This window comes from Limnohabitans sp. Hippo3 (assembly GCF_003063665.1).
Taxonomy (GTDB): Bacteria; Pseudomonadota; Gammaproteobacteria; order Burkholderiales; family Burkholderiaceae_C; genus Limnohabitans_A.
The window spans coordinates 85,609-105,418 of the sequence record NZ_NESF01000006.1; the positions used below are offsets into that span (position 1 = coordinate 85,609).

The following is a 19,810-nucleotide window of genomic DNA, read 5'->3' on the forward strand; positions in this document are numbered from 1 at the left end:
AGGGCTGCCCCTTGGCAGCCCCTTTTGTGCGTGAAAGTGTCATCTCAATTGGAGAAAGCGGGTATCCCGGTGATCGCCCGGCCCAGGATCAGGGCGTGCACATCGTGGGTGCCTTCATAGGTGTTGACCACTTCCAGGTTCACCAGGTGGCGGGCCACGCCGTATTCGGCGCTGATGCCGTTGCCGCCCATCATGTCGCGCGCCATGCGGGCGATGTCCAGCGCCTTGCCGCAGCTGTTGCGCTTGAGGATGGAGGTCACCTCGACCGGGGCGTTGCCCGCGTCCTTCATGCGGCCCAGCGCCAGGCAGCCCTGCAGGCCCAGGCTGATTTCGGTCAGCATGTCGGCCAGTTTCTTCTGGATCAGCTGGTTGGCGGCCAAGGGGCGGCCGAATTGCTGGCGGTCCATCACGTACTGGCGGGCGCGCAGGTAGCAGTCTTCGGCCGCGCCCAAGGCGCCCCAGGCGATGCCGTAGCGGGCGCTGTTCAGGCAGGTGAAGGGGCCTTTCAGACCGCGCACTTCGGGGAAGGCGTTTTCTTCAGGGCAGAACACCTCGTCCATCACGATCTCGCCGGTGATCGAGGCGCGCAGGCCGACTTTGCCGTGAACAGCGGGGGCGGACAGGCCTTTCCAGCCTTTTTCGAGGATGAAGCCACGGATCTGGCCGCCGTCGTCCTTGGCCCAGACCACGAACACATCGGCGATGGGGCTGTTGGTGATCCACATCTTGGCGCCGCTGATGCTATAGCCACCGTCGACCTTCTTGGCGCGGGTGATCATGCTGCCGGGGTCGGAGCCGTGGTTGGGTTCGGTCAGACCAAAGCAGCCGATCCACTCGCCACGGGCCAACTTGGGCAGGTATTTCTGCTTTTGCGCTTCGGTGCCGAAATCGTTGATCGGCACCATCACGAGGGACGACTGCACGCTCATCATGGAGCGGTAGCCGCTGTCAACGCGCTCGACTTCGCGCGCCACCAGGCCGTAGCAGACGTAGTTCAAGCCTGCGCCGCCGTACTGCTCGGGAATCGTTGGGCCCAAGAGGCCCAGCTCGCCCATCTCGCGGAAGATGGACACGTCGGTGGTTTCTTTCAGAAACGCATCCTTCACGCGGGGCAGCAGCTTTTCCTGGCAATAGGCGCGGGCGGCTTCCTGCACCTGACGCTCGTCTTCGGTGAGCTGGGCGCTGAGGTTGAAGGGGTCTTCCCAGTTGAAGGTGTTTTTGGGGTTGGCCATGTTGAGGTCTCCGTTAGAAAAATCTTGAAGCCGATTGTCAGGGTGTGATGAATAGTTGTCTAATATTGATTATCGATGCATCAATACATTTTTTAAATTCATGGAGTTCCGTCACCTGCGCTATTTCCTCATGTTGGCCGAAGAACTGCACTTTGGCCGCGCCGCCCAGCGCCTGTCCATTTCCCAGCCACCGCTCAGCCTGAACATCCAGCAACTCGAAGCCTCGGTGGGGGCGCAGCTGTTCACCCGCAATAGCCGAGGCGTGCAGCTCACGGCGGCAGGTCAGGCCTTTGTCCCGGCCGCCCGGGCACTGCTGGCGCAGGCCAGCGCCGCCGCGCGCGAGGCGCGCGATGTGGCCGAGGGCCAGTCGGGCCAGCTGCACATCGGCTTTGCCGGGACCATGCTGTATTGCGGCCTGCCGCAAATCCTGAGCCGCTTTCAGGCCAGCCACCCGCGTTTGCGTCTGGAGTTGCGCGAACTCAGTTCGTCCGAGCAGCTGTCCGAGCTGCTGCGCGACCGCTTGGATGTGGGCTTTGTGCACACGCCGCGTGTGCCGCCGGGGTTTGAGCAAATTTTGGTGGCCAGCCAGCCCTTGTTGGCGTGTTTGCCCGCCAGCCACGCCTTGGCCGGGGCGGCCAGCATCGGTCTGGATGAGCTGGTCGGGCAAGACCTGGTGGTGGTGTCGCGCACGGTGTCGCCCGATTACCACGAGCGCATCGTGATGCTGTGCGAGCAGGCGGGCTGGATGCCGCAGGTGGTGCACGAGCTGCGCCATTGGCTGAGCGTGGTGTCTCTGGTCTCGCAAGGCCTGGGGGTGGCGCTGGTGCCGCAGGCCCTGCAGCAGTCGGCGCTGGCGGGCGCGGTGTTCGTGCCGCTGCGCGATGTGGAGACGCGTTACGACACGCGCTGCCTGTGGCGCAGCGACCGAGACCAGACGGCGCTGGGGGACTTTGTGCAGGCGGTGCAGGGCGGGCTGATGGGCCACGGATAATCCAGCGCACGTTTCAAAAGGAATCCACATGACCCAAACCCTGGTTTTAGGCGGCGGCTGTTTTTGGTGCACCGAGGCGGTGTACGTCAAGGTGCGCGGCGTGACCGATGTGGAGTCGGGCTACAGCAACGGCCAGACCGTGGCCCCCACGTACGAAGAAGTCTGCACAGGCCGCACAGGTCACAACGAAGTGGTCAAGCTGGAATACGACCCGGCGCAAATCAGCACCCGCGAGCTGTTGGAAATCTTTTTCGTCATCCACGACCCCACCACCTTGAACCGCCAGGGCAACGATGTGGGCACGCAATACCGCAGCGGCATTTACTTCACCACGCCCGAGCAGGCCGAGGTGGCGCGGGCACTGATCGCCGAGCTGAGCGCTGGCAAGGCCTTTGGCCAGCCCATCGTGACCGAGGTCTTGCCGCTGGCCAACTACAGCGCGGCCGAGGACTACCACCAGGACTTTTTTGAGCGCAACCCCTACCAAGGTTACTGCATGGCGGTGGCCGTGCCCAAGGTGAGCAAATTCAAAAAGACGTTTGCGCGCTTGGTGCGCGACTGACAGCAACCCCCATAGATACCCATGAACCGCATTGCTTTTTTCCTCGCCGCCATGACCTTGTCTTGGACAGCGGCCGCCCAACACAGCACCAAGGAAACCCAGGAAGACATTGCCCGTCACCGCGCCATGGCCCAGGCGCACGAGGCCGCCGCCAAGTGCCTGGAGTCCGGCAAGAAGCCCGACCAATGCACCCAGGAATTGCAAAAGGCCTGCAAGGGCCTGGCGCTGGGCAAGTATTGCGGCATGAAACACGCCCATTGAGGACAGGTTTTAGGGGCCGTCAGGTTGGGCTTTGCGCCAAGGGCGGGGCTACGTGGTTTCCGTTGAATCCGTGCGTTAACAGGCCGGGATAATCCAGACATGAACCTCGATCACCCCGTCCTGTCCTCTCTTTTGCCGGTTGTTTTTCTGATCTTCATTGGTTTTGTCGCGGGCAAAGCGAAGCTGGTGCGCGGTGAATCGGTGCGCGACTTGTCGAACCTGGTGTTTCTGGTGCTGACGCAGGCGCTGCTGTTTCGCACCATGAGCAGCGTGCACATCGAGCAGCTGGACTTCAAACCTGTGGCCCAATATTTTTTGGTGGCGGGCAGCCTGTTTGCAGCCATGCTGTGGGCGTATGGCGGCAACAGCCGGGCGTCGGTGCTGGCGCTGGCCAGTATTTTCAGCAACACCTTGATGATCGGCGTGCCCCTGATCGGGCTGGCCTATGGGCAAGAGGGCCAGGTGTTGCTGTTCACCCTGATTTCCTTGCACGCGCTGGTCTTACTCAGCGCAGCCACTTTGGTGCTGGAGCTGCAGGTGGCGCATGAACAGGCGGCCTTGTCGGGCGAGCGGCGTGCCATTTGGCGCACGGTGGCGTCGGCCATCCGCAACGCCATCATCCACCCGGTGCCATTGCCAATTCTGGTGGGTTTGGCTTATGCCCAAACCGGCTGGGGCCTTCACCCCATCGTGGACCGCCCATTGGCTTTGCTGGGCAGCGCTTTCGGCCCGATCGCCCTGGTGCTGGTGGGCATCACCTTGTCGCAAACGCCCATTGGCAAGCAAGCCCTGTCGGCTTTCAAGCTGTCTTTGGTGAAAACCTGGCTACACCCGGTGCTCATGCTTGCGGTGGGCTGGCTGTTGGGTTTGCGGGGCTTGCACCTGGCGGTCATGACCGTGGCCGCGGCTTTGCCCATCGGGGCCAATGTGTTTTTGTTCTCGCAGCGTTACCGCAAAGAAGAAGACGCTGTCACGGCTGGCGTGGCCGTTTCGACCGCCATGGCGGTGTTCAGTGTGTCGGCGGTCATGGCCGTGCTGCCTCTGCTGCCGGCCTGAGCCCGCCCATTCGCTCAGGGGGCCAAACGCTCGCGCAACCAGCCGCTGCCTTCGGGCGTGTAGCGCAAGCGGTCATGCAGACGGCTTTTGCGGCCTTGCCAGAACTGCCAGCTGTCGGGCACCAGGCGGTAGCCGCCCCAGTGCGGGGGGCGCGGTGGGTTGAGCATGAATTGCGCCGCGTATTTGGCAGCATTGGTCACCAGCACGGTGCGGCCCTCGATCACCTGGCTTTGGGGTGAGGCCCAGGCCCCGATGCGCGAGTCCAGCGGGCGGCTGTGGAAGTAGGCGTCGCTTTCTTCGTCGCTGACCTTTTCCACCCGGCCTTCGATGCGCACCACGCGTTCGAGCTCGACCCAGTGAAACTGCAGCGCGGCAAAGGGGTTGCCCGCCAGTTCCTGCCCCTTGCGGCTGTCGTAATTGGTGTACCAGACGATGCCGCGCTCGTCATAACCCTTGATCAGCACCACCCGGGTGCTGGGGCGCAGGTTGCTGGCCACGGTGGCCAGCGTCATGGCGTTGGGTTCGGGGACTTCGGCGGCGATGGCTTCCTGCAGCCATTGGGCAAATTGCTGCAGGGGGTCGGCGTGGGAAGCGTTTTCGTTGAGCTCGGCTTTTTCGTAGCTCTTGCGCAGGTCGGCGATGTTCATGGGCTGAGTATAGGCAGAGCCAGTGTGCGGTGGCCGACTCGGGGGCGATGGGCTTGGGGCGCACTGGGCTTGGGTGAGAGCGGACGCTCAGGCGGGTTTCAGTCTGCGTGCCGCAGCAAAGCGGCCAAAGCGCGGTCTTCGATACCGTGGGCCCGCAAGCTCTCATAGGTTTGGCGGGCATAGTCCAGGGTGGTGCCAAAACGCCCGCAGGCCTGCCGGAAAATTTGCCGATAGGTTTCACTGGGCAAATGGCCGGTGAAGCTGGGGCTGGTGCGCGGCAAGGTAAAGGCCAGTGCCTGAACGCGTCCTTGCGGTGTGTCGCAGGGCAGCCAGTGGGGGGTGTAGACGTCCATGGGCATTTCACGCGCCCACAGCCGAACCAACACGTCATCGGCCTGGTCCCGGGCCACCCGGTAAGCCACGCCCTGACAACTGCCACCGGGCAACAAGGCGAACACCAGGCCCGGACAGTCGGGGCTGCCCCGGTTCAGTCGGCTCCACATTTTCAGGGCGCGGTGCCAGCCCCAGACGCGGGTGATGTGCTGTTCTTGCGCCTCGAACTCGGGCCGCCACAAAAGAGACGCATAGCCAAACACCCACAAATCCCGGCCAGCAGCTTGCGTTCTGAAACGGTCGAGCAAATCGGTTTGAAACGCCGTCGCTGCGCGATCTGCCCCGTGGGCGCTTGCGGGATGGGCGGGTGTGTCAGTCATGTGCCATGGGACCCCATTACAATCTCGCCACTATTTTCGGAGAAAACAAACATGTCGACCCCTCAAGATGACAATCAACCTGTGGTTTGGGCCGTTTTGGTGGCCGTGATCGTGCTGGCCGTGGGCCTGGCCATCGGGTTTGGTATTGCCAAGAGCAAAAAAGCCGCACCGGCTGCCCCTGTCGCCGCGACAGCCCCTGCTGCCGAGGCCTCTGCACCCGCCGTGGACGCCTCTGCAGCGCCCGCAGCAGCCGAGGCATCTGCCGCCAAGTGATGCGTCACCGGCCTTGAGAAACCCGCTTCGGCGGGTTTTTTTACGCCTCTAAGCTGCCCATGGCGAGTTGTACCCTGTCTGTAACTCGTCCAACGCTGCAAAACAAGGGAACACGGTTACCATTGATCATGTAATTTAGTTACAACGCCCGCTCCGGCGTCACCACATGACACTTCACACCACTGTGGCGGCCGTCACCGCCCGCATCACCGAGCGCAGCCGTCCGACCCGCCAGGCCTATTTGCAGCAGGTCGACGCCGCTGCCGGGCGTGACCCCGGTGCCCAGCGCCTGGGCTGCGCCAACGTGGCCCATGCCTTTGCCGCCATGCCGGGCGGCGATAAAGACCGCGCCACGGCGCTCGACAAAATCAAGGTGGTGGCCCCGCGTGCGCCCAACATCGGCATCGTCAACGCCTACAACGACCTGCTCTCGGCCCACGCGCCGCTGCAGCACTACCCGGATCTCATCAAGGACGAGGCCCGCAAACTGGGCGCCACCGCGCAGGTGGCCGGGGGTGTGCCCGCCATGTGCGACGGCGTGACCCAGGGCACGCCCGGCATGGAACTGAGCCTGTTCAGCCGCGACGTGATCGCCATGGCGACCGCGGTGTCGCTCAGCCACGATGTGTTTGACGCCGCCCTGATGCTGGGCGTGTGCGACAAGATTGTGCCGGGCTTGCTCATTGGTGCTTTGCAGTTTGGCCATTTGCCCACGGTGTTTGTGCCGGCTGGCCCCATGACCAGCGGCCTGTCCAATAACGAAAAATCCAAGGTGCGAGAGCAAGCTGCGCAGGGCCTGGTCGGCCGCCCCGAGTTGCTGGAGGCCGAGTCCAAGGCCTACCACGGTGAAGGCACCTGCACCTTTTATGGCACGGCCAACAGCAACCAGATGCTGCTCGAAGCCATGGGTCTGCATGTGCCCGGCACGGCCTTCATCAACCCGGGTGAGGGCGTGCGCCAGGAGCTGACGCGAGAAGCGGCCCGCACCGTGCTCGATTTGGTCAAGGCCAAAAACTTCACGCCCATTGGTCGCTTGGTCGACGAGCGCTGCATCGTCAACGCCATGGTGGCCTTGTTGGCCACGGGCGGTTCGACCAACCACCTGATCCACTGGGTGGCGGTGGCGCGTGCGGCGGGCATCGTGATCGACTGGGACGATTTTTCGGCCTTGTCGGATGTGGTGCCGCTGCTGACCCGCGTCTATCCCAACGGCAGCGCCGACGTGAACCAGTTCCAGGCTGCAGGCGGCCCGGGCTACGTGATCCGCGAGTTGCTCGATGCGGGTCTGATGCACGCCGATGTGCTCACGGTGCGCCCGGGCGGCCTGCGTGAATTCACCCGCATCCCTTCTGCGCAAAACGGCCAACTGGTCTGGCATGACGCGGGGGCCAGCCAAGACGAATCGGTGGTGCGCCCGGCCAGCAGCCCCTTCAGCGTCACGGGTGGCCTGAAACTCTTGCAAGGCAATTTGGGCCGCAGCGTGATCAAGATTTCTGCCGTACCCGAAGCCTTGCACGTCATTGAAGCCCCGGCCCGTGTGTTCGATTCTCAGGACGAACTGCAAGCCGCGTTCAAGGCGGGTGAGCTCGATCGGGACATCATCTGCGTGGTGCGCTGGCAAGGCCCGCAAGCCAACGGTATGCCCGAGTTGCACAAGCTCACACCGCCGCTGGCTGTGCTGCAAGGCAAGGGCTTCAAGGTGGCGCTGGTCACCGATGGCCGCATGAGCGGCGCTTCGGGCAAAGTACCCGCCGCCATCCATGTGTCGCCCGAAGCTGCAGCCGGTGGCCCCTTGGCCAAGGTGCAGGACGATGACCTGATACGACTGGACGGCGTGGCTGGCACCCTGCAAGTGCTGGTGAGCGAGGCCGAATGGGCTGCCCGCCCATTGGCCCAAATGCCTGCCGAACTGCGCGCCGCCAATGGCGTGGGCATGGGCCGTGAACTGTTTGCCAACATGCGCCGCAACGCGCTCAAAGCCGAAGAAGGAGCCTGCACATGGCTGTGAATCTGAGTGGACATTTGACCGCCCTGCAAGTGATGCAGGACGCCCCCGTGATCCCCGTGATCGTGCTCAACGACGTGGCCCACGCCGTGCCCATGGCCCGCGCCCTGGTGGCGGGCGGCATCCGCATGCTCGAAGTGACGCTGCGCACACCGCAGGCGCTGGCCTGCATGGAGGCCATAGCCAAGGAAGTACCCGGCGCGGTGGTGGGGGCGGGCACTGTGCGCTGCGCAGCCGATGCGGCTGCAGCGGCCAAGGCGGGCGCCCGTTTTGCGGTGAGCCCTGGCTACACCAAGACTGTGGGCCAGGCTTGCCGCGACTACGGTTTGTCGCTCTTGCCCGGCGTGGCCACGGGCAGCGAAATCATGATGGTGCAAGAAGACGGCTACACCGAACTCAAATTCTTCCCGGCCATGCAAGCAGGCGGTTCGGCCATGCTCAAGGCCTGGGGTGGCCCATTCTTTGATGTGAAGTTTTGCCCCACAGGCGGGGTCACGCAGCAAAACGCACGCGACTTCTTGAGCCTGCCCAATGTGGCTTGCGTGGGCGGTTCATGGCTGGTGCCGGCCGATGCGCTGGCTCAAGGTGACTGGGCACGCATTGAGCAGCTGGCCCGCGAAGCCAGCCAGTTGCCACGCTGATTCTGGCCTCGTCATACCCGACTTGATCGGATATCCATGGCCTCGAAGGCACAGCCCCCCATCCTGTCGGGGGTGACGATTTTCGGGGAGTTCGGTGCTCCTTATCCCCATACCGATCGCAGCCTCTGGCCTCGTCATACCCGGCTTGACCGGGTATCCATGGCCTCAAAGGCACAGCCCCCCATCCAGTCAGTAGTGACGATGCTCCGGGGAGTTCAGCGCAAACCTTGCCCGCCCGCGTACTCAGCCCGCTGAATCAGCTCGACCTTGTAGCCATCGGGATCGGTCACAAAGGCAATTACCGTGGTGCCGCCTTTGACGGGGCCGGCCTCGCGTGTGACCTTGCCGCCTGCGGCCTTGATTTTTTCGCAAGCAGCGTAGGCATCGGGCACGCCCAGGGCGATGTGGCCGTAGGCCGTGCCCATCTCGTAGCTGTCCACGCCCCAGTTGTAGGTCAGCTCCAGCTCGGCATGGTCGGGGTTGTTGCCGTAGCCGACAAAGGCCAGCGAGTATTTGTACTCGGGGTTTTCGGAGGTGCGCAGCAGCTTCATGCCCAGCACCTGGGTGTAGAAATCGATCGAGCGTTGCAGGTCGCCCACGCGCAGCATGGTGTGTAAGAGTCTCATGGTTTATTTCCGTGTGTGGAGGGGATTTCAAAAACAAGGCAGGCTGTGCTGGCGTGCGCATACAGCGTGCCATCGGGGCCGACCAGTTGGGCTTCGGCCGTGGCCAGTTGGCGGCCACAGTGCAGCACTTTGCCAATGGCGCGCACACGCTGCACTTTGGGCGTGATGGCCTTGACCAGTTTCACACTCAGGTCGGCCGTGGTGTAGCCGCGTCCGGGCGGCATCATGGTGTGCACCGCGCAGCCCAGGGCCGAGTCGAGCAGGGTCGCAAACCAGCCGCCGTGCACTGTGCCCAAGGGGTTCAGATGCTGCACGCCGGGCGTGCCCTGAAAAATGGCCAGGCCCGGGCCGACTTCGACCAGCAGGAAGTCCAGCGTTCTGGCCATGTGGGCGTGGGGCAGCTCGCCGCTCAGCAGGCCCTGCATGACTTGCAGGCCGGTCTTGCCAGCCACCTGCTCGGGGCGGGCCACTCCGGGGCCAGCCCCGGCATCCATGCGTGTTCGCACGTCGCGCTCCTGGGCCAGCCAGGCCTCTAAATCGTTGGGGGGTGTGTCGGTTGCGGTGCTCATCAAAATGGTTTCTTTCAAACGGGTACGGTGTAGTTCAGCGCCATGCGCCCGCCGTCCACGGTGACGATCTCGCCGGTGATGTAGCTGGCTGCGTCACTGGCCAAAAAGGCCACCACCTTGGCCACTTCGTCGGGCTCGCCCAGACGCTTCATCGGGGTACGCATCATGATTTTCTTTTGGGCCTCTTCGCTGGTCAGCACGGCCTGGCGGGCCAGTTCGGTGGCAATGGTGCCCGGGGCCACCGCATTCACGCGGATGCCGAAGTCGGCCAGGGCCAAAGACATGGCCCGCGTGAGCTGGTTGATGCCGCCTTTGCTCACGTTGTAGCTGGCGATATTGGGGATGGCCAGTACCGCATTGACCGAGCTCATGTTGACGATGGCGCCGCCCCCGGTGCTTTTCATGGCACGGGCTGCGGCCTGGCCCATCAGGAACGAGCCCTTGATGTTCACCTTGATCACTGCATCGAAATCCTCTTCGGTCACGTCCAGAAAGTCGGCCGCCTTGAAAATGCCTGCGTTGTTGACCAGCACATCGATGCGACCAAAGGCCTGCAACACATGGTCCACCAGAGCGTCGACATCGGCTTTGCGCGAGACGTCGCAGGCCATGAAACCGGCGCTGTGGCCCTGGCCGCGCAACTCGGCCGCTACCGCAGCACCGCGCTCGCTGTTCACATCGGCCAGCACCACATGGGCTTGTTCGGCCGCAAAGCGGCGGGCACAGGCCTCACCAATGCCGTTGGCCGCCCCGGTGACGATGACGACGCGGCCTTGCAAGCCAAACGAGAGGGCGTTGGGGGTGGACATGGGGGTGACTCCTTGGGGTCTTGGGATAAATGCACAGCTGCGATGCTGCCACAAGGCTGCTTCCTTGGCAGCAGCGAGGTGTCCCTTTGGCAGCAAGGGGCACCTTGAACGAATTGGCCCTTGACACTGCCAATGACCCGTTGTCCATCAGGGACAGCCCGTACGCCTCGGCCTTCCGTGTCCCGGGGGTTCAAGTAACATGTTTGCCACAGAGTTTGCCCGGTAACGGGTCTATCAACGGAGAGTGCAATGTTCAGTCATGTGATGCTGGGTGTGAATGACCTGGAAGTTTCCAAAAAGTTTTACGACGCTCTGCTGGGCACCCTGGGCTATGGCCCCGGCGTGGCCAACAAGAACCGTTATTTCTACCGCAGCCCCACTGGCACCTTCGCCATCACCACGCCCATCAATGGCCAACCCGCCACCCACGGCAACGGCAGCACCATCGGTTTCACTGTGCAATCGGCCGAGCAGGGCGATGCCTTCCATGCGGCAGGCGTGGCCCATGGCGGCACCACCTGCGAAGACCCACCCGGTTTCCGCGAAACCCCGGCGGGCAAGCTTTACCTGGCCTACCTGCGTGACCCGGATGGCAACAAAATTTGCGCCTTGCATCGGCCCAGCTGATGACTGACCACAGACGGCCGCCTCACGCCGTCTCGCGCCTGCGCACCGAGCGACTGGCCCGCAGCGCCAAACCTTTTCTGGCCCGTGGGGGCATGAAGGGTGAGCGTTGCCCCGGCTGCCGTTTGGTGCCCAGCCACTGCCTGTGCGCGTTGCGCCCGGAGGTGCCCACGCAAGCGGGCATGTGCCTGCTCATGGCCGACATCGAGCCGCTCAAACCCAGCAACACCGGATGGCTGATCGCCGATGTGGTGCAGCGCACCTTCGCTTTTGGCTGGGCTCGCAACGAAGTCGACCCCGCTTTGCTGGCGCTGCTGGCCGATCCGCAGTGGCAGCCGTATGTGGTGTTTCCGGGTGAATTTGTGGCACCCGAACGCTTGGTGCATGAAGTGTCGACCACCGATGCGAACAAGCGTCCGCTGTTCATTTTGCTGGACGCCACCTGGCCCGAGGCCCGCAAGATGTTCCGCAAAAGTCCTTACCTGAATGCCTTGCCCGTGCTGAGTCTGCACCCCGAGCAGGTCTCGCACTACCAGCTGCGCCGTTCCCGGCGTGATGACCACTTTTGCACCAGCGAAGTCGCCTCCCTGTGCCTGGATCTGGCAGGCGAGGGCCATGCCGCGCAGACCCTGCAGGCCTGGCTGGATGTGTACACCCACCATTACCTGCAAGCCAAACATCAGTTGCCGCCGGATACCGAGGGCGCAGCGCGCACGCGTTTGGAGGCATTGAAATGGGCTGCCGAGCGCCCCATATGAATCCAAAGGAATTGCCCATGACCCACCACACTTCTCCCGCCACCGTTACCGTTTCCCGCACCATCGAACGCCTGGTCGCAGGCCAAGCCACATCCGACGGCGCGGGTGTCAAGCTCAGCCGCATCCTCACGCAAAACCTGCAGCACCGGCTCGACCCGTTTTTGATGCTCGACGCCTTTGGCAGTGACAAGCCGGATGACTACATCGCCGGGTTTCCGGACCACCCGCACCGGGGGTTTGAAACCGTGACCTACATGATCGCCGGGCGCATGCTGCACCGGGACAGCGCGGGCAACGAAGGCCTGTTGCAAAACGGCGGCGTGCAATGGATGACGGCGGGCCAGGGCGTGATCCACTCCGAAATCCCGCAGCAAGAAGAAGGCGTGATGGAGGGCTTTCAACTGTGGCTCAACCTGCACAGCAGCGAGAAGATGAAGGCGCCCTGGTACCGCGATTTCCAGAACGATCAGTTGCCGCAATTCCAGACGCCGCAAGGCGTAGGCGTGACGGTGATCGCCGGGGCCAGCCACGGCGTGCAGGGTGCGGTGACCCGCGAGATCACGCAGCCGATCTACCTCGATGTGCACATGCCCGAAGGCTCACGCTTTGAGCAGACATTGCCCGCAGGCCACAACGCTTTCATTTATGTCTACCGCGGCGAAGTTCGTATCGGTGGTCAGGCCGTGCCGCTGCAGCGTATGGCCATTTTGGCGAACACCCCACAGACCGATGGCGTGGTGATCGAGGCCAGCAGCGATGCCAAATTGATTCTGGTGGCCGGCAAGCCCCTGAAAGAGCCTATTGTTCAATACGGCCCGTTTGTGATGAACACCAAGGAAGAAATTTACCAAGCCCTAGCGGATTTCAGAGATGGGCGACTGGGGGAGAAGGCTTGAGTTTCTTTTTGTCACCCCGGACTTGATCCGGGGTCCATGCTTGTCAGGCATGGATGCCGCATCAAGTCCGGCATGACATGGGGTTTGCTAGGACGAAGGGTTTGCTGATGGATGTGTGGGGTGTTGAGACAAGCTCAATGGCTCAGTCCTTGAAAGCCCGCACAAACGCCTGCGCCTGCTGTTGCACCGCCTGCGCCGACCGCCCTGGCGCGTACAGGGCTGAACCCAGACCAAAGCCATTGGCCCCGGCGGCGCGGTAAGGGGCCATGTTGTCGGGCGTGATGCCGCCCACGGGTATCAAGGCGGTGCTTGCAGGCAGCACCGCCCGCAGCGCTTTGACCGTTGCAGGCGAGATCATTTCGGCTGGGAACAGTTTGAGGCCGTGCGCACCCGCATCCAGTGCGGCAAAGGCTTCGGTGGGCGTGACCACACCGGGCAGTACCACCATGCCCAGGGCCAGGGCTTGCGCTACCACAGCAGGGTTGAAGTTGGGGGCCACGACCAGGCGGCCGCCAGCGCCGTGCACGTCTTTGACCTGCTGCGCGTTCAACACGGTGCCAGCGCCGATCAGCGTTTGTGGAAACAGTTGGGTCAGGGTGGCGATGCTGCGCAAAGGCTCGGGCGAGTTGAGCGGCACCTCGACGATGGCAAAGCCGCTGCTCACCAGTGCTTCACCGATGGCAGGGGCCTCAGCAGGTGTGAGACCGCGCAAGATGGCGATCAAGGGCAGCTGGGCCATGGCTTGCGCCAGGTTTTGAGCGGGGGATGGCAAGGTGATCATGAGACGTGACCTCCAGTGAAGGCAAGCGATGAAGCCAGCGCGAACAAGCCCGCCCAGGTGGCTTCGGCCCCTCGGCTTTGGCAAGGGATCTTCAGGTGTTGCAGGGCCAGGGTGTAGCGCAGTGTGAGCGCAACGCTTCCGATCAAGATCAACGGGGCCGCGTCATTCGAGACCGCTTGCGCGCGCAGCTCTTCACCGATCAGCAGGCCCGACAAATAGCTGGACAATTGGGCGGCGCTCAGGCGTTCAAACAAGCCCAGCGTGCGCACGGCAAACAGGTGGTGCAACACACTGCCAGCCTGCTGGCTTTGGTCAATGCCTTGCAAAAAAGCCGCTTCGTCAAACGCACCTTGCAGGTCCAGCGTCTTGCCCAGAATCGAGTGCTGGCTCATCAGGGCAAACACCTCGCCGGTCATGAAGGTCTGGAACTGCGTGACGCGACCGCCCTGCACCTGGACCCATTTGCTGTGAGTGCCCGGGAGCACCAGCGTGGCGCTGTCGCGGCCAGCCAATTGCAAGGCCCCGAAAATTTGCACCTCTTCACCGCGCATCACGTCCGGCGTGTGCAGCGCGTCAGCACCCAAGCAGCTCAGGCCTGGCACCAGCGCGATGCGCCCGGGTTGCAGCCACAGCAGGTGTTTTCCAAGTTCGGCAAAGCCTGCGGGACAGGGGCAGTAGGGCGCTTCTTGCCAGCCTTGGCGGCTGCCGGCCATGCCCGAGATCAGGCACAACGCATGGGGCTGCTGCATCCAGTCGCCAAACAACTCCTGGAAGACGGCTTCAAACTGACCGGTGGGCACCGTGAGGATGCCCCGTGGAAATTCGCGTGATTCGAGGACCTGGCCGCTCTCGCCCAGCCGCGCACCGCGCAGCGAAGAGGTGCCCCAGTCGATGGCGATCAAAGGTCTCGTGGCGTTCATGCGGGTGTGCCTTTCGATGGGGTGTGCAACATCTCCAAAACCGCTTCGCGCGTTGGCAAGGGCGCGACAGCGCCGTAGCCTTGCACCGACAGCGCAGCGGCCGCATTGGCGTAGGCGGTGGCAGCCCACAGGTCGTCGCCAGCCGACAAGCGGGCCAACAGGTTACCGGCAAAACAATCCCCTGCGCCTGTGGCGTCCACAGCCTGGACCATGTGGCCGGGTATCTGGTGTTGCTTGTGCCCGTCGCTGGCCAGGGCCCCCTCGGCGCCGAGTTTCAGCACCACCTGCGCCGCGCCTTGGGCGTGGCTCCAGCTGATGATGTCTTGCGCTTGCGTGAGTCCGGTGAGTGCCGTCATGTCTTCGAGGCTGGGCAAAAACAGATCGCACAAACTGACCGCATGGCGGATGCAGGCCTGCGCCCGGGCCAGAGGCCACAGCGACAAACGCAAATTGGAGTCGAGGGCCACCCGTGTGTCGCTACTCCGGGCCTGCGCCATGGCCGCAAACGCCGTGTCGCAGGCCGTGGCCGAGATGGCCAAAGAGATGCCCGACAGGTGCAGCCACTGGCTGTTAGCGATGGGCTCTGCCCAATGTGCCAGGTCTTGCACTTGCATGCGGCTGGCGGCTGAGCCCGCACGCGCGTAGCTGAAGTGGTGGCCCTGTGCGTCGTGGCTCACGAAGTACATGCCGGTAGGGGACTGCGCATCGCGTTGCACGGGCGTGGTGTCGACGTTTTCTCGCTGCCACAGATCCATGAGTCGATCACCCCAGCGGTCGGTGCCCAGACGTGTCAGGTAGGCCACACGGGCCCCAGCACGTGCTGCGGCAATGGCGGCGTTGCTGGTGTCGCCGCCAAAGCCTTGCAGGTAGAGCGGGGCATCGTCGGCATGTTCATGAGGCCGCTGGTTGAACTCGACCATGGCTTCGCCAAGCGCCACGATGTCCAGAGTTGGGGTGGTGTGGGTCATGTCAAAAAAGGGCAGCGGGGCTGAATTGGAGGTGGGAGAATCATCGGCAAACTTGGATCGCCATGGGCGACATATTGGAGACGATCAACATGTGGACAGCAGACATAGAGAGCGATTTTGTACTGAACGCGAGCTGCAAGGGCTTTCCCTTGACGGCGGAGCCTTCTCGTGTGTCCGAGCTGGGGCAACGTGGCTGGCACCTGTTGGACGATGCGTTGGCTTACCCGGTGGCCGTGCTGCGCCGCCCAGCCCTCACACACAACCTGGCCTGGATGCAGGATTTTGTGCAACGCAAAGGTGTGGCCCTCGCCCCGCACGGCAAAACCACCATGTCGCCCGAGCTGTTTCGCCTGCAGTTGGAGGCAGGCGCCTGGGGCCTGACTTTTGCCAATGTGCACCAATTGCGCGTGGGCCTGGCGGCTGGCGCGCAGCGCGCCATCATCGCCAACCAGCTGGTGTCGAATGCTGATCTGGACGGGCTGGATGCTTTGTTGCAACAGCATCCCCAAGCGCGTGTCTGGTTTTTGGTGGATTCGCTGGCGCAGCTGGACGCACTGGCCGATTGGGGCGCACGGCGGGGCCATGCCCGTTGTTGGGACGTGTTGCTGGAGCTGGGCATCGCGGGCTACCGCACCGGCTGCCGCACGCACGAACAAGCCCTGGCTTTGGCGCAGGCCATCGCCGCATCGCCCATTGCGTCTTTGGGCGGCGTGGAATGCTACGAAGGCGGGTTGGGCCGTTGTGACAGCGCGCACGACATCGAGGCCGTGAGCGCTTTGGTGCGCAGCGTACAGGCGCTGGTGCAGCAAATCGATGCGCAAGGCCTGTGGGGCGGTGACGAAGTCTTGCTCTCGGCGGGTGGCTCGGCGGTGTTCGACCTCGTGATCCCCATGCTCAAAACCCAGGTCAAGAGCCGCCCGGTGCAAGGCGTGTTGCGCTCGGGCTGTTATGTCACGCACGACCATTGGAACTACGCCCGTTACCTCAAACTGGTGGAAGAGCGAGAGGGTTTGAGTTCGTCCTTGCAGCCTGCGCTGGAAATCTGGGCCAAGGTGCAGTCGGTGCCCGAGCCGGGGCTGGCGATTTTGAGTGCGGGGCGGCGGGATCTGTCCTTTGATCAATGCATGCCCATGCCGGTACGCTGGGCTGCGCGTGGGGAAAGTGGTGAGGGTGCCATGCAGGCCACGCCCGAGTCCTGGAAAGTCAAGGCGCTCAGCGACCAGCATGCGCACATGGTGTTCGATGCCAGTGGGGTGTGGCCGCAAGTGGGTGACCGTGTGGCCTTGGGTATTTCTCACCCCTGCACCACGTTCGACAAATGGCGCTGGATGGCGGTCATCGAAGACGATGGGCGCATCAGCGGGGCGATCAGCACGCATTTTTAAGATACAGGTGCAGCCATGAAAAAGGCCGCCACGCGGATGTTGCGTGGCGGCCTGGTTTCAGGTTCCAGGTCACTTCAAGCCGTTCAAGGCTTCGGCCGGATAGCCAGGTCGGGTTTTGCAGTCTTCAATGTATTGCTCGATGATGGCCTCGAAGCTCGCATCGGCGCGCAAACCCAAGGCATGCGCACGGTCAAAAGTGCAGCCTTTGGCCCAGTTGTCCACGATGCCTGCGATGCGCTCGTCCTTGGCAAAGGTCACGCGGGCACGCACAGCAGGGCCGGCCACTTTTTCCAGCGCGGCCAGCATCTCGCTGACCTTCACGTTCAGGCCGGGCAGGTTCAGTGCCATGCGGCCACCGAAGGCTTCGCGGCTGGCTTCGAACACGGTGATCAGGCCGTGCACGGTGTTGCCGGGTGAGGACATGGGGTGCGACACGCTCGCGTCCACCGGGCAGGTGGTGGCGGTGCTGGCCAAAGGCTCGCGGATGATGCCGCTGAAGAAAGAGGATGCTGCGCCGTTGGGCTTGCCCGGGCGCACGGTCACCGTCATCAGGCGTGCGGCGCGGCCATCGATGTAGCCCTTGCGGGTGTAGTCGGCCACCATGTACTCGATCATCAGCTTGTGTGTGCCATACGAGGTTTGTGGCGTGGGCAAGGTGGTGTCGGCCACCAGGGCAGGCATGGGGTTGGCCGCGTCGGGCCCGAACACCGCAACCGAGCTGGCAAACACCAGCCGTGAAACTTTGCCCGAAGCACGGATGCTGTCGAGCAGTAAGCGGCTGCTGTCCACGTTGGAGCGCAAGCCCAGATCAAAGTCCAGCTCGCATTCGCCCGACACGGCTGAGGCGAGGTGGAACACACCGTCAAAGCCGCTTTTGAACAGGTCGCCTTGTTCCAGCATGGGGCCTGCATGGCCTTTCACACGCGGGTCGGCCAGTAAATCGGCAGGTGCAGGGAACAGGTCGGCAATGACCAGTTCCTTCACGGTCTGGCCATTGAGCTGACCGCGTTTCAAAATCTCGCGGGCCAGGCGTGCACCCAAAAATCCGGCACCGCCGGTGATCAAAATACGCATTGAAAAATCTCCTGAATAAGGTAATGGATCGTGTCTCAAAGCCCGAATGGCACGCTGGACTTGGTGCTACAGCTCAACCGCTGGGTCATGCTGGATTTGAACCGAGAGTCACACCGGGCTGTCATGCCGGACTTGATCCGGCATCCATGGTTGTGCACAAATGGATCCCGGGTCAAGCCCGGGATGACAAAACAAATCAAGCCCGGGATGACAAATTGAGCGTAGCCCTGAGGGGTCATTTCAGTGGTTGTCTTTCGGAACGGCCGCGCCGCGCTGGCCGACCAAGAAGTCCATGTCGGCGCCTTCATCGGCTTGCAGCACATGGTCGATGTAGAGTTTCCAGTAACCCGATTGCATGGCGGGCTCAGGTTTTTTCCATTGCGCCATGCGTTTGGCCAGCTCTTCGTCGCTGATGAGCAGCTGCAGTTTGCGCTCGGGCACGTTCAGCTCGATCATGTCGCCGTTTTGCACCACGGCCAGCGGACCACCCGCAGCGGCTTCGGGCGTGGTGTGCAGCACCACGGTGCCGTAGGCCGTGCCGCTCATGCGGGCGTCCGAGATGCGCACCATGTCGGTGATGCCCTTGCGCAGCACCTTGGGCGGCAGCGGCATGTTGCCCACTTCGGCCATGCCGGGGTAGCCCTTGGGGCCGCAGTTTTTCAGCACCAGGATGCAGTTTTCGTCCACGTCCAGGTTCTCGTCGTCAATGCGCTTGTGGAAGTCGTCGCTGTCTTCGAACACCACCGCGCGACCGGTGTGCACCATGAGTGCAGGCGTGGCCGCGCTGGGCTTGATGACTGCACCGCGAGGCGCCAGGTTGCCACGCAAGATCGCAATGCCCGCCTTTTCCTTGAAGGGCGCGTCAAACTTCTTGATGACACGTGGGTCGTAGTTCACCGCATCGGCGATGTTTTCGCTCACGGTCTTGCCGCTCACCGTCACGATGTCTTTGTGCAACAGGTGCTCGATCTCCTTCATCACCACAGGCAAGCCACCGGCGTAGCAGAAATCTTCCATCAGGTGCTCGCCCGAAGGTTGGAGGTTGAGCAGGCAAGGCAGTTCGCTGCCCAAGCGCTCGAAATCGTCCACGGTCAGCTTCAGACCCAGGCGGCCAGCGATCGCGATCAGGTGGATCACCGCGTTGGTCGAGCCGCCAATGGCCGCCAGCGTGCGGATGGCGTTCTCGAACGCCTCTTTGGTCAGCACTTTGCTGATGGTCTGGTCGGTGTGCACCATCTCGACGATGCGGCGACCGGCTTCGCGGGCCAGCACATTGCGGCGGCCGTCCACGGCAGGGTAGGCTGCGTTACCGGGCAGGCCAATGCCCAGCGCCTCGACCATGCTGGCCATGGTGCTGGCGGTGCCCATGGTCATGCAGTGGCCGTGGCTGCGGTGCATGCAGCTTTCGGCTTCAAAAAATTCGGTCAGTTTGAGTGTGCCTGCACGCACCTGTTCGCTCATGCTCCACAGGCCTGTGCCCGAGCCGAGCTCCTGCCCACGCCATTTGCCGTTCAGCATGGGGCCGCCCGACACGCCGATGGTGGGCAGGCCGGCGCTCGATGCGCCCATCAGCAAGCTGGGGGTGGTCTTGTCGCAGCCCATGAGCAGCACCACGCCGTCGATCGGGTTGCCACGGATGGATTCTTCAACGTCCATGCTGGCCAGGTTGCGGTAGAGCATGGCGGTGGGGCGCAGCAGCGTTTCGCCCAGCGACATGACCGGGAATTCGAGCGGGAAGCCACCGGCCTCGTACACGCCGATCTTGACCTGTTCGGCCAGTGTGCGGAAGTGCGAGTTGCAGGGCGTGAGTTCGCTGAAGGTGTTGCAGATGCCGATCACGGGGCGACCGTCGAACTGGTCGTGCGGCACGCCCTTGCCCTTGACCCAGCTGCGGTAGGCAAAGCCATCGCGGTCTTGGCGGCCAAACCATTGCTGGCTGCGCAGTTCTTCGGGTTTTTTGCGGGTGTTTTTGCTGGATTTGTCGCTCATGGTGCAGGTCCGGGTGGGTGGAGTGAATTG

22 protein-coding genes are annotated in these 19,810 nt (G+C 63.1%); 11 read left to right on the forward strand and 11 right to left on the reverse strand.

The window, feature by feature from the left end; all coding sequences use genetic code 11:
• Positions 1 to 44: 44 nt before the first annotated feature.
• Positions 45 to 1,232 (reverse strand): acyl-CoA dehydrogenase, encoded by a 1,188-nt coding sequence (locus tag B9Z34_RS08685; RefSeq protein WP_108427723.1) that lies wholly within the window; start codon positions 1,230 to 1,232, stop codon positions 45 to 47.
• Between the two features lie 100 nt (positions 1,233 to 1,332).
• On the opposite strand from B9Z34_RS08685, the gene B9Z34_RS08690 reads away from it, so the two are divergent.
• The 4 genes from B9Z34_RS08690 (at position 1,333) to B9Z34_RS08705 (ending at position 4,102) form a co-directional block, all read left to right on the forward strand.
• A complete protein-coding gene (locus B9Z34_RS08690) occupies positions 1,333 to 2,223 on the forward strand; it encodes a LysR family transcriptional regulator (RefSeq protein ID WP_108427724.1) in 891 nt (296 codons plus the stop codon).
• 28 nt (positions 2,224 to 2,251) lie between these two features.
• Entirely contained in the window at positions 2,252 to 2,785 is a 534-nt protein-coding gene (msrA, locus tag B9Z34_RS08695) for a peptide-methionine (S)-S-oxide reductase MsrA (RefSeq protein ID WP_108427725.1), read from the forward strand.
• A 21-nt stretch (positions 2,786 to 2,806) separates the two neighbouring features.
• Positions 2,807 to 3,046 carry a hypothetical protein gene (locus tag B9Z34_RS08700; RefSeq protein WP_108427726.1) on the forward strand — a complete coding sequence of 80 codons (240 nt, stop codon included), beginning with the start codon at positions 2,807 to 2,809 and terminating at the stop codon, positions 3,044 to 3,046.
• A 99-nt stretch (positions 3,047 to 3,145) separates the two neighbouring features.
• Positions 3,146 to 4,102 carry an AEC family transporter gene (locus tag B9Z34_RS08705; protein ID WP_108427727.1) on the forward strand — a complete coding sequence of 319 codons (957 nt, stop codon included), beginning with the start codon at positions 3,146 to 3,148 and terminating at the stop codon, positions 4,100 to 4,102.
• Between the two features lie 14 nt (positions 4,103 to 4,116).
• Here the strand turns inward: B9Z34_RS08705 and pdxH are convergent, their stop codons facing one another.
• Together pdxH and B9Z34_RS08715 are read right to left on the reverse strand one after the other, a co-directional pair.
• On the reverse strand, positions 4,117 to 4,749 hold the full coding sequence (pdxH, locus tag B9Z34_RS08710) for a pyridoxamine 5'-phosphate oxidase (RefSeq protein ID WP_108427728.1): 633 nt from the start codon (positions 4,747 to 4,749) through the stop codon (positions 4,117 to 4,119).
• Between the two features lie 98 nt (positions 4,750 to 4,847).
• Positions 4,848 to 5,462 (reverse strand): gamma-glutamylcyclotransferase, encoded by a 615-nt coding sequence (locus B9Z34_RS08715; protein WP_108427729.1) that lies wholly within the window; start codon positions 5,460 to 5,462, stop codon positions 4,848 to 4,850.
• A 51-nt stretch (positions 5,463 to 5,513) separates the two neighbouring features.
• On the opposite strand from B9Z34_RS08715, the gene B9Z34_RS08720 reads away from it, so the two are divergent.
• The 3 genes from B9Z34_RS08720 to eda all read left to right on the forward strand — a co-directional run bounded on the left by B9Z34_RS08720 (position 5,514) and on the right by eda (position 8,381).
• Positions 5,514 to 5,735, forward strand: coding sequence for a hypothetical protein (locus B9Z34_RS08720; RefSeq protein ID WP_108427730.1), 222 nt, complete (start codon positions 5,514 to 5,516; stop codon positions 5,733 to 5,735).
• A 166-nt stretch (positions 5,736 to 5,901) separates the two neighbouring features.
• Entirely contained in the window at positions 5,902 to 7,743 is a 1,842-nt protein-coding gene (gene edd, locus B9Z34_RS08725; RefSeq protein ID WP_108427731.1) for a phosphogluconate dehydratase, read from the forward strand.
• A complete protein-coding gene (eda, locus tag B9Z34_RS08730) occupies positions 7,734 to 8,381 on the forward strand; it encodes a bifunctional 4-hydroxy-2-oxoglutarate aldolase/2-dehydro-3-deoxy-phosphogluconate aldolase (RefSeq protein ID WP_108427732.1) in 648 nt (215 codons plus the stop codon). Before edd ends, eda begins: the two co-directional genes overlap by 10 nt.
• 215 nt (positions 8,382 to 8,596) lie before the next feature.
• On the opposite strand, the gene gloA is transcribed toward eda, so the two are convergent.
• From gloA to B9Z34_RS08745, 3 genes are read right to left on the reverse strand one after another with little or no spacing between them, the layout of a single operon-like run.
• The gene (gloA, locus tag B9Z34_RS08735; protein WP_108427733.1) at positions 8,597 to 9,007 is read right to left on the reverse strand and encodes a lactoylglutathione lyase; all 411 of its coding nucleotides are present in this window, start codon (positions 9,005 to 9,007) and stop codon (positions 8,597 to 8,599) included.
• Positions 9,004 to 9,576, reverse strand: a complete 573-nt coding sequence (locus B9Z34_RS08740; RefSeq protein WP_108427734.1) for a PaaI family thioesterase — start codon at positions 9,574 to 9,576, stop codon at positions 9,004 to 9,006. Before B9Z34_RS08740 ends, gloA begins: the two co-directional genes overlap by 4 nt.
• 14 nt (positions 9,577 to 9,590) lie before the next feature.
• Positions 9,591 to 10,385: an SDR family NAD(P)-dependent oxidoreductase gene (locus B9Z34_RS08745; RefSeq protein WP_108427735.1), complete on the reverse strand. Its 795-nt coding sequence runs from the start codon at positions 10,383 to 10,385 to the stop codon at positions 9,591 to 9,593.
• A gap of 249 nt (positions 10,386 to 10,634) precedes the next feature.
• Here B9Z34_RS08745 and B9Z34_RS08750 point away from each other — a divergent pair, with 249 nt between their 5' ends.
• From B9Z34_RS08750 to B9Z34_RS08760, 3 genes are read left to right on the forward strand one after another with little or no spacing between them, the layout of a single operon-like run.
• Positions 10,635 to 11,012: a VOC family protein gene (locus B9Z34_RS08750; RefSeq protein ID WP_108427736.1), complete on the forward strand. Its 378-nt coding sequence runs from the start codon at positions 10,635 to 10,637 to the stop codon at positions 11,010 to 11,012.
• Positions 11,012 to 11,767 (forward strand): tRNA-uridine aminocarboxypropyltransferase, encoded by a 756-nt coding sequence (locus B9Z34_RS08755; RefSeq protein WP_108427737.1) that lies wholly within the window; start codon positions 11,012 to 11,014, stop codon positions 11,765 to 11,767. Before B9Z34_RS08750 ends, B9Z34_RS08755 begins: the two co-directional genes overlap by 1 nt.
• 17 nt (positions 11,768 to 11,784) lie before the next feature.
• Positions 11,785 to 12,663 carry a pirin family protein gene (locus B9Z34_RS08760; RefSeq protein WP_108427779.1) on the forward strand — a complete coding sequence of 293 codons (879 nt, stop codon included), beginning with the start codon at positions 11,785 to 11,787 and terminating at the stop codon, positions 12,661 to 12,663.
• A 142-nt stretch (positions 12,664 to 12,805) separates the two neighbouring features.
• Here the strand turns inward: B9Z34_RS08760 and B9Z34_RS08765 are convergent, their stop codons facing one another.
• Genes B9Z34_RS08765 through B9Z34_RS08775 form a run of 3 tightly spaced genes read right to left on the reverse strand, consistent with a single transcriptional unit; the run spans position 12,806 to position 15,332 of the window.
• Complete coding sequence (locus B9Z34_RS08765; RefSeq protein WP_108427738.1) at positions 12,806 to 13,444, reverse strand: 2-dehydro-3-deoxy-6-phosphogalactonate aldolase; 639 nt, start codon at positions 13,442 to 13,444, stop codon at positions 12,806 to 12,808.
• Positions 13,441 to 14,364 (reverse strand): 2-dehydro-3-deoxygalactonokinase, encoded by a 924-nt coding sequence (locus tag B9Z34_RS08770; RefSeq protein ID WP_108427739.1) that lies wholly within the window; start codon positions 14,362 to 14,364, stop codon positions 13,441 to 13,443. Before B9Z34_RS08770 ends, B9Z34_RS08765 begins: the two co-directional genes overlap by 4 nt.
• Entirely contained in the window at positions 14,361 to 15,332 is a 972-nt protein-coding gene (locus tag B9Z34_RS08775; RefSeq protein WP_108427740.1) for a sugar kinase, read from the reverse strand. The genes B9Z34_RS08770 and B9Z34_RS08775 overlap by 4 nt, the downstream gene beginning before the upstream one ends.
• An 89-nt stretch (positions 15,333 to 15,421) precedes the next feature.
• Between B9Z34_RS08775 and B9Z34_RS08780 the strand changes: the two genes are divergently transcribed.
• The gene (locus B9Z34_RS08780) at positions 15,422 to 16,717 is read left to right on the forward strand and encodes an alanine racemase (protein WP_108427780.1); all 1,296 of its coding nucleotides are present in this window, start codon (positions 15,422 to 15,424) and stop codon (positions 16,715 to 16,717) included.
• Between the two features lie 69 nt (positions 16,718 to 16,786).
• Here B9Z34_RS08780 and denD read toward each other — a convergent pair whose 3' ends face one another.
• Together denD and B9Z34_RS08790 are read right to left on the reverse strand one after the other, a co-directional pair.
• Positions 16,787 to 17,791, reverse strand: a complete 1,005-nt coding sequence (denD, locus tag B9Z34_RS08785) for a D-erythronate dehydrogenase (protein ID WP_108427741.1) — start codon at positions 17,789 to 17,791, stop codon at positions 16,787 to 16,789.
• Positions 17,792 to 18,031: 240 nt separating this feature from the next.
• Positions 18,032 to 19,780, reverse strand: a complete 1,749-nt coding sequence (locus B9Z34_RS08790) for an IlvD/Edd family dehydratase (protein WP_108427742.1) — start codon at positions 19,778 to 19,780, stop codon at positions 18,032 to 18,034.
• Between the last annotated feature and the right edge of the window lie 30 nt (positions 19,781 to 19,810).